Source organism: Paraburkholderia ultramafica (assembly GCF_902859915.1).
Classification (GTDB): Bacteria; Pseudomonadota; Gammaproteobacteria; order Burkholderiales; family Burkholderiaceae; genus Paraburkholderia; species Paraburkholderia ultramafica.
Genome location: NZ_CADIKK010000081.1, coordinates 1 through 8865, shown reverse-complemented (window position 1 = coordinate 8865; position 8865 = coordinate 1). Strand labels below are relative to the sequence as shown.

Below are 8865 nucleotides of genomic sequence, written 5' to 3'. Positions count from 1 at the left end.
AATCTCGATCTGGCCTTCCAGCCCCGCGGCTCTCACGCGTGCGGTGGCGAGGTCGAACTGGTTCTGCGAGAGCGTCACGCCCACGCACTTCGCCCCGAACTTCTGCGCCGCGCGCAGCACGAGCGCACCCCAGCCGCAGCCGATGTCAAGCAGACGCTGGCCGGGCTGCAACTGGATTTTGGTGAGGATGTGGTCGATCTTCTTGATCTGCGCGGTGGCGAGATCTTCGTCACCGTTCTCGAAGTACGCACACGAGTAGACCATGTTCTCGTCGAGCCACAGCTTGTAGAACTCGTTCGAGACGTCGTAGTGGTACTGGATCGCCTTTTTGTCCGAAGCTCTCGAATGGCTGAAATAGCGCCGCACGCGCGTGAGCGAGCCGGCATTCGTCACCGAGCTGCGGGCTAGCGAATAGCCAATGCTGATGATGTCCGACAGCTTGCCTTCGATGTCGATCTTGCCCTTCACGTACGCCTCGCCAAGATTGTCGAGGCTCGGTTCAAGCAATAGCGGCAGCGCAGACGCGCTGTTCACCTTCAGCGTGACCTGCGGCGCGCTAAATGTGCCGAAGTCGTGTTGCCGACCATTCCACAGCACAAGACGCGCTGGCAGGTTTTCCCTAGTTCTTACGTCTTGCACCCACTGCGCCAGCTTTCCGTTCCAAAACATTCTTACACCTCGCTCAAGAGTCGATTCCATTTTTCTCGCCGTCCCGCTCACGCCACGGCCTGAACTGTCAGTTTCAATGATCCTGCGATGTACGGTAGGACGTTACGGCCGCCACCGTAGAGCGCCGCGGCGGTGCCCCAGGTAACTCCACTGCTGGCGTTCGTTGCCAGGTTGCGCCGCGTAACGGAAATGTCGGCCAACCAGCCATAGGTCCGCGCCAATCGCCTGAGCGTGGTCCACCACGCTCTGCGGCGGCGCCGGATCGCCACATATAGCCGGCTTCCCCGCACGGAAAATGGCCGCCTTCTCGGAGCCGATCTTTTCGCGCGTATCGCCGAGGCTGTCGGCATGGTCGATGTTAACGCTCGTTACAATCGCGCAATCCGTATCAATGATATTGGCCGCGTCGAACCGGCCGCCCATGCCTGCCCCAAGGAGCACTGCGTCCAGTCCACGCGCTGCAAAGAGCCGCATGATTGCCAGTGTCGCGAATTCGAAGCGCGTCAGACGGACCGGTTCCGTCAAGCTCGCGCGCGCTCGTTCCACTGCTTCAAACTGTTCGAGCAGTTCGACATCGGCCGCGTCGATACCATTCAGACGCGCCCGTTCGTTGAACACCCGCAGATGCGGCGACATATAACAACCCACGCGATATCCAGCGTGCAGCAGGATCGTTTCGAGAATCGCACACGTTGATCCTTTGCCGTTCGTACCGCTGACTGTTATCACCGGGCAATCGAGTGAGAAACCAAGCGCTTGCTTCACTTGCGCAATGCGCCTCAAATCCGTGTCGACGCCCACCGGTTGCGCGGCCTGGAGGTAAGTGAGCCACGCGTCGAGAGTAGGGAAAGTGGGCATTGGTTTGAAGATCCGGATAACGAACGTGGGAGAAAACACTGTGCCGAACCGCTTTCGCCATTGGAACGATGCTGGACGCTGTATCGTGCGGTGCGAGCTGAAGTCCCTCCCGGTTAGAGAACCCCGATGATTTCGACTTCGAACGCCAGCGCCTCGCCGGCAAGCGGATGATTGAAATCGAACAACGCCGATGTCTCGCCGACCTCCTTCAGAACGCCTGCGTAACGTGCGCCTCCTGGCGTATTGAATTCGACAAGGTCGCCCGCCGAGAAATCCTCGCCAGGCATGCTGTTTTCGCGCAGCATGGCGAGCGACACGCGCTGGATCAAATCCGGATTGCGCGGTCCGAACGATTGTCCCGGAGCTAGCTGAAACTTCGAATGATGGCCGACCTTCAATCCCAGCAAAAGATCTTCTAGCGGCGCGGCAAGCTGGCTGGCGCCCAACAGCAGCGTGGCCGGTTTATCGACGAAGGTATTGACGACTTCGCTGCCATCGGCAAGCGAAAGCCGGTAGTGAAGCGTGACGTGCGAGCCTAGTGTCACTTCGGAGACGTTGGGAATGTTCATGGCACAGATCTAGTCATTCGGTTGAATGGGGTGACATGCGTGTAACATTCTGTCCAGTCAGGATCGACCGACAAGAGAATGCACAGCATCGATAGGCACGTGCTTATACAATATGCCCGTCAAGCTGGTCGTCCGTGCTTCACTGAGACGATGTTGCCTCGGGACAGGTGGTGTTGGTATAGGTGGTAGCCAACCATGATCACGAACACGGTGCCGAAACCCAAACTCTCCATCAAACGCGGCGGCACCCGCCGTGGTCTGCCGCCGTGAGTTCCCGACCGTAATCCAGAACGCGGCTAACGACACACCGACTGCGACCACGACGGCGGCAAGCAGGTGAACGTCTTTCGGCACTCGGTTCCAGCCGAGCATCATGATCCCGACAAAGCAGGCTTCGAGCATAAAGACGCTTGCGCCCTCAAAACCGAGGATGCTTCCGGCGACCGGATCTTGGTAGTGTAAAGACGCCCCCCAGTTTGTACCGAACTGCACGGCCATCGGGATACCACTGACGACACATATAACAACGTTAAGTAACACTAGTCTGCTCCGACAACGCGCATGCCGATAGCAGACCACCTCGCATGTCTTAGCCCATTGAGTCTCCACAAGGAGGAGAAAGGCAGACAGGCTGATGGTCAGGCTGGGCCACAATATCTGGAAGAGAATGGTCACCGAGAACTGCTCACGTGCAAGATCTAAAGCTTCGACATCCGTGTCCATTACAACACTGGTTTGACGTTACGCGCACCGCTGCGGCACGCCACTCATTACGCAGTAGGAGTTATTAAGCCGAGATGGTTGGCCACCCGAAAGAGTGAGAGAAGTATGTCTCTTTACTCGTCGTATTCCAATATATCGGGAGTGGTTAGCTCAATATCTTTCAGTAAATAACGCGCTTGCGCGGAGCGCGGGCAACTGCGCCCTTTCGGCGCGGCAGCTGAGAACGGCGAGTTCCCATGGCGCTGCATGTGTTCGGACACGCAATCCTGAGGCAGCGCCCCGGATGCCGCGACTTCCTGACGGATGTCAAAGGCACATACTCCAAACAGAGGCATGCCTGTTCAGTGCGGAAATTTGGCGCGTAAGTGGGGCCCTGCCGTTAGGCAACCAACGAACGGTGTGTTGTCCATAGCCGTTCGTCGTCGCGACTGAGTTGCGCGCTCAAGCGAGGCGAATTTTCGGCTGCACAAGGCCGTTGACCTGCTCCGCAGCCCACATCAGCGCCGCTTTGCCGACGCCATGCAACGCCTGCTGATGTCGCCGGTATAGGAGCGCATGGCCCAGATGCGCCGCGCGCCCGCTAATGACGCCACCCTTGAAGAGGCCGAATCGGCCTAGCGTGCCAAAAGCGTCGTAGTCGCTCAGCGATACGAGTGAACCGAAGTCACGGAACGCGAAATCCGGCAGCGGCTTTCCTTCCAGCCAGCACGGCAAATGACGAGCGAGATGTTCGGCCTGTTGCGTCGCGACCTGCGCGGTCGCCGGCAGCGGACGTTCCCGGCCCTCAGGCGTAAGGCTCGCGCAATCGCCAATGGCGAACACATGGTCGTCTCGCGTGGTCTGCAAAGACGCGTCGACGATCAGTTGATTCGAACGATTCGTCTCCAGTCCCGCGAGGTTGTCCATGAAATCTGCCGCCTTGACGCCCGCGGCCCAAACCATCAGGTCAGCTTCGACACGCGAGCCATCGTGATAGAAGCCGCTGGCATCGGCCGACGTCACCTGCGTCGAGGTCATCACGCGAAAGCCGATGCGTTCGAGCTGCTGCTGGCTCGACGCGGAAATCTGCGGCGGGAACGACGGCAGCACGCGCGGACCGCCTTCGAGCAGCGTCAGGTTCAGCCGACTGCGCACAGAAGGATCGCCGTAACGGGCGGCGACCTCCAACAGTCGGCTCAGTTCCGCGGATAACTCGACGCCCGTCGCACCCGCACCGACAACTGCCACACGCAGCGATTCATCTTGCGCGACGGCCCGAAGCACCTGGTTGCGCAGTACGACGTTGAAGTTTTCCGCCTGTTGCTGACTGTCGATGAAATGGCAATGCGTCTTCACGCCCGGCATGCCGAAGTCATTGGCCCGGCTGCCGAGCGACATCACCAGCACGTCGTATTCGACAATACGCGCGTCGAGAATCACAGCTCCTTCCGGCGTCCTGACCTCGCCGAGTTCGACGCGACGACGCTCGCGGTCCAACCCTTGTACTTCGCCGGGCAGATAGGTGAACCCATGTTCGCGCGCGTGCGCGAGATAGACAACCTGCTGCTGCTGAACGTCCCGCGTGCCTGCGGCAATCGTATGCAGCATCGGCTTCCAGATGTGCGTGGGGCTGCTGTCGATTAGAGTGATAGCGGCGCGCCCGGTCCGGCCTAACTGGTCGCCGAGCTTCGTTGCAAGCAGAATCCCAGCGATTCCGCCTCCCGCGATGACAATCCGAACCGGCTGGGACATGGTTTCTTTCTACGAGTGAGGAGTGAATGATGCCGGCGTGCCGCGGTCGCAGCGTCAGACCCGCCATGCGGAACGAGACGAGTACGCCGACATGGCAAGGAATCGCGTCGTTAATCTGCGTTGGCGACGTAAGGCCGAACCATTTTGGCCGGATCCACAACGCGGTCGAAAGTCTCTTCGTCAACGAAGCCGAGTTCGAGTGCGGCCGCCTTCAAGGTCAGGTCGTGATGCATCGCATGGTGAGCGATGGCGCAAGCACGGTCGTAGCCGATAACCGGCACCAGCGCTGTGACCAGCATCAGCGAGCGATCGACATCATCCTTGATCCTTTTGAGGTTCGGCTGGGTACCTTCGACCAGGAATCGACGGAAGTTCGTGCAGCCGTCGGTCATCAGCGTGATCGACTGCATCAGATTGAAGATGATGAGCGGCTTGTAGACGTTCATCTCCAGATAGCCGCCCGCGCCGCCAAATCCGACCGCAACGTCGTTCGCCATGACCTGCACGGCGAGCATCGTCAGTGCCTCGACCTGAGTCGGGTTTACCTTGCCGGGCATGATCGACGAGCCGGGCTCGTTCTCAGGAAGGTGCAGTTCCGCGAATCCCGCGCGTGGACCGCATGACATCAGTCGAATATCGTTGGCAATCTTGTAGAGAGAAACTGCCAGCGAACGGAGCGTGCCGGAAAGCTGCACCAATGCATCATGGCTACCCTGCACGGTAAACTTGTTCGGTGCGCTTACAAACGGAAGGCCGGTCAGCCTTGCGATTTCCGCCGCTGCCGATTCTGCAAAGCCCGGCGCCGCATTGATGCCGGTACCGACCGCCGTGCCGCCCAATGCAAGGGAGTACACGCCTTTTAACGCGTCGTCGATTCGCGCGAGATTGTCGGCAAGCATGCCAGCATAACCCGACCATTCCTGACCGAGCGTGAGCGGTGTCGCATCCTGCATGTGGGTGCGGCCAATCTTGACGATGCCGTCCCACTGCGCAGCCTTCTCCGCTATTCCGTCATGCAGTGCCTTGACCGCCGGAACCAGGCGTTGGGTCGTGTTTACCGCAGCGGCAATGTACATCGCGGAAGGAAACGAATCATTCGACGATTGCGACATGTTGACGTGATCGTTCGGATGAACCGGATTCTTGCTGCCGAGCGGCGTGCCGGCGAGCTGGCAGCAGCGATTGGAGATCACCTCGTTGACGTTCATATTGAACTGTGTTCCGCTGCCTGTCATCCAGACATGCAACGGGAACATATCGTGGAGTTGGCCGGCGAGGATCTCGTCGCAGACCTGAGTAATCAGCGTGTGGGATTCGTCGTCAAGACGTCTGCCGGCTCGGTTGGCATTCGCCGCAGCCTTTTTTAGGTAGGCATACGCGGCAATCATCTCCCGTGGCATCAGGTCGCGGCCAATGCTGAAATGCTCAAGTGAGCGCTGGGTTTGGGCACCCCATAGCCTGTCGGCGGGAACGCCGACTTCTCCGAGGCTGTCGACCTCCATGCGAACGTTGTCCATCGTATCTATCCTTTCATTCATGATTCACGCTGCACGCAGCAGCGTCAGCATCCAGAGTACGTCCGGATCGGCAAGCTCGCCTTCCAGTTTCTTGCGCGCGAGTAGCACGTCCATCAGGTCGTTATCGCTCAGATCGAACAGCCGGGTCAGTGCGCCCACGTCGGCGTCGCTGAGGACATGCTCGTATTTTCCCAAAAAGCGCTCGAAGAACAGATCGTTTTCGAGCAGGCCGCGTCGTGCGCGCCAGCGAAGACGCGCACGGCACAGCGGGTCGGACTGATGTGACGTGCTCATCTCATACCGCCCGGCGAACCATCAATTCCTTGATCTTGCCGATCGCCCTGGTCGGGTTGAGGCCCTTCGGGCAAACGTCGACGCAGTTCATGATGGTGTGGCAACGGAACAGGCGGTATGGATCTTCCAGGTTGTCGAGGCGCTCACCCGTCGCCTGATCGCGGCTATCAGCGATGAAGCGATAGGCCTGCAACAGCCCCGCCGGGCCGACGAACTTGTCCGGGTTCCACCAGAAGCTCGGGCACGAGGTCGAGCAGCTCGCGCACAGAATGCACTCGTACAGGCCGTCCAGCTCGTCGCGCTGTTCCGGCGATTGCAGGCGCTCCTTCTCCGGCGGCGGCGTGTCGTTGATCAGGTACGGCTTGATCGAGTTGTACTGGTTGAAGAAGTGCGTCATGTCGACGATCAGATCGCGCACCACGGGCAGCCCCGGCAGCGGACGCAGCACGATCTTCTGCGGCAGGTCGTTGAGGTTCGTCAGGCACGCCAGACCGTTCTTGCCGTTGATGTTCATGGCGTCCGAGCCGCACACGCCTTCGCGGCATGAGCGTCGAAACGACAGCGTTTCATCCAGCGCTTTCAGCTTGACGATCGCGTCCAGCAGCATGCGTTCGTGCGAGTCGATTTCGATGTGGTACGTTTGCATGCGCGGCGCTGGGTCCTTGTCCGGATCGTAGCGGTAGATTTCAAATGTGCGCTTTGCCATTTCTCAATTCCTTTGACTTGTGCGTTAGAAGGTACGCGGCTTCGGCGGAACCGTATCGACGGTCAGCGGTTGCATGTGAACCGGCTTGTAGTCAAGGCAGTCGCCCTCGCTGAACCACAGCGTATGGCGCAGCCAGTTTTCGTCGTCGCGATGCGGGTAGTCGCCCGGCGCATGAGCGCCGCGGCTTTCCTGACGTGCCTGCGCAGAGACCATCGTGGCGCGCGCCACTTCGATCATGTTGGCGAGTTCGAGCGCTTCGACGCGCGCGGTGTTGAATACGCTCGACTTGTCCTTCAGGTGGACGTGCCCGACGCGTTCCTTCAGTTGCTCAAGTTCCTTGACGCCCTCATCCATCAATTTCTGCGTGCGGAATACGCCTGCATGTTTTTGCATGGTCGAGCGGATGTCACCTGCAATCACTTGCGTGTATTCGCCCGACGACGACTTGTCGAGCTTGTCCAGACGCGACAGCGCGAAGTCGGCGGCGTCGGCCGGCAGCGGCTTGTGCTCCTTCATGTCCTTCACGTGCTTGACGATGTGGTTGCCGGCCGCGCGGCCGAACACCACCAGGTCGAGCAGCGAGTTCGTGCCGAGACGGTTCGCGCCGTGCACCGACACGCACGAGCATTCGCCCACAGCGTAGAAACCGTTGACGACTTCTTCGTGGCCCTTCGCCGTACCGACGACCTGACCGTTGATGTTCGTCGGGATACCGCCCATCTGGTAGTGGATGGTCGGCACGACCGGGATCGGCTCTTTGATGCAGTCGACGTTCGCGAACCTCAGCGCGATTTCGCGGATCGACGGCAGACGCTTTGTGATCGTCTCGGCGCCGATGTGCGACAGGTCGAGCAGGATGTGATCCTTGTTCGGACCGACGCCGCGCCCTTCAATGATCTCCTGTCCCATCGAACGTGAGACAAAATCGCGCGGCGCCAGATCCTTCAGCGTCGGCGCGTAGCGTTCCATGAAACGCTCGCCGTTCGAGTTACGCAGAATGCCGCCTTCACCACGCACGCCTTCGGTGATCAGCACGCCCGCGCCGGCCACGCCGGTCGGGTGGAACTGCCAGAATTCCATGTCTTGCAGTGCGATGCCCGAACGCGCGGCCATGCCCAGGCCGTCACCGGTGTTGATGAACGCGTTGGTCGATGCCGCGAAGATCCGGCCCGCGCCGCCCGTGGCGAACAGCGTGGTCTTGCCTTCGAGGATGTAGACGTCGCCGGTTTCCATTTCCAGCGCGGTCACGCCGAGCACGTCGCCGTCGGCGTCGCGGGTCAGGTCCAGCGCCATCCATTCGACGAAGAACTGCGTCTTGGCCGCGACGTTTTGCTGGTACAGCGTGTGCAGCAGCGCGTGACCGGTACGGTCAGCCGCCGCGCAAGCGCGTTGCACCGGCTTCTCGCCATGATTCGCGGTGTGGCCGCCGAACGGGCGCTGATAAATCGTGCCGTCTGCGTTACGGTCGAACGGCATGCCCATGTGTTCGAGTTCGTAGACTGCGTTCGGTGCTTCACGGCACATGAACTCGATCGCGTCCTGGTCGCCGAGCCAGTCGGAACCCTTGATCGTGTCGTAGAAGTGCCATTCCCAATTGTCTGGACTCATGTTGCCGAGCGAAGCACCGATGCCGCCTTGAGCAGCGACCGTGTGCGAACGCGTCGGGAACACCTTGGACAGCACGCAAACCGACAGACCGGCGCGCGCGAGTTGCAGCGAAGCGCGCATCCCCGAGCCGCCTGCGCCGACGATAACCACGTCAAACTTGCGACGCGGCAGAGAATTCTTGATTGCAGCC

General features: G+C 60.1%; 8 protein-coding genes and 1 pseudogene. All 9 read right to left on the bottom strand.

What is annotated here, in order from left to right; genetic code table 11:
* Nucleotides 1-669 (bottom strand): class I SAM-dependent methyltransferase (locus tag HV744_RS35550; protein WP_175153932.1); only part of this gene is annotated, 669 nt, incomplete at its 3' end.
* 135 nt (nt 670-804) lie between these two features.
* Nucleotides 805-1527 (bottom strand): annotated as a pseudogene (locus HV744_RS35545) (bifunctional folylpolyglutamate synthase/dihydrofolate synthase); the annotation flags it as partial.
* A gap of 113 nt (nt 1528-1640) precedes the next feature.
* The gene (locus HV744_RS35540; protein WP_175153930.1) at nt 1641-2096 is read right to left on the bottom strand and encodes an FKBP-type peptidyl-prolyl cis-trans isomerase; all 456 of its coding nucleotides are present in this window, start codon (nt 2094-2096) and stop codon (nt 1641-1643) included.
* A gap of 57 nt (nt 2097-2153) precedes the next feature.
* Complete coding sequence (locus tag HV744_RS35535; protein ID WP_175153929.1) at nt 2154-2819, bottom strand: cytochrome ubiquinol oxidase subunit I; 666 nt, start codon at nt 2817-2819, stop codon at nt 2154-2156.
* A 441-nt stretch (nt 2820-3260) separates the two neighbouring features.
* Nucleotides 3261-4550 carry an NAD(P)/FAD-dependent oxidoreductase gene (locus HV744_RS35530; RefSeq protein ID WP_175153928.1) on the bottom strand — a complete coding sequence of 430 codons (1290 nt, stop codon included), beginning with the start codon at nt 4548-4550 and terminating at the stop codon, nt 3261-3263.
* Nucleotides 4551-4660: 110 nt separating this feature from the next.
* On the bottom strand, nt 4661-6067 hold the full coding sequence (gene fumC, locus HV744_RS35525; RefSeq protein WP_175153927.1) for a class II fumarate hydratase: 1407 nt from the start codon (nt 6065-6067) through the stop codon (nt 4661-4663).
* Nucleotides 6068-6091: 24 nt separating this feature from the next.
* Nucleotides 6092-6361: an FAD assembly factor SdhE gene (locus tag HV744_RS35520; RefSeq protein WP_175153926.1), complete on the bottom strand. Its 270-nt coding sequence runs from the start codon at nt 6359-6361 to the stop codon at nt 6092-6094.
* A gap of 1 nt (nt 6362) precedes the next feature.
* On the bottom strand, nt 6363-7067 hold the full coding sequence (locus HV744_RS35515; RefSeq protein WP_175153925.1) for a succinate dehydrogenase iron-sulfur subunit: 705 nt from the start codon (nt 7065-7067) through the stop codon (nt 6363-6365).
* Nucleotides 7068-7091: 24 nt separating this feature from the next.
* On the bottom strand, nt 7092-8865 hold a 1774-nt coding region (gene sdhA / locus HV744_RS35510; RefSeq protein WP_246279366.1), incomplete at its 5' end, for a succinate dehydrogenase flavoprotein subunit.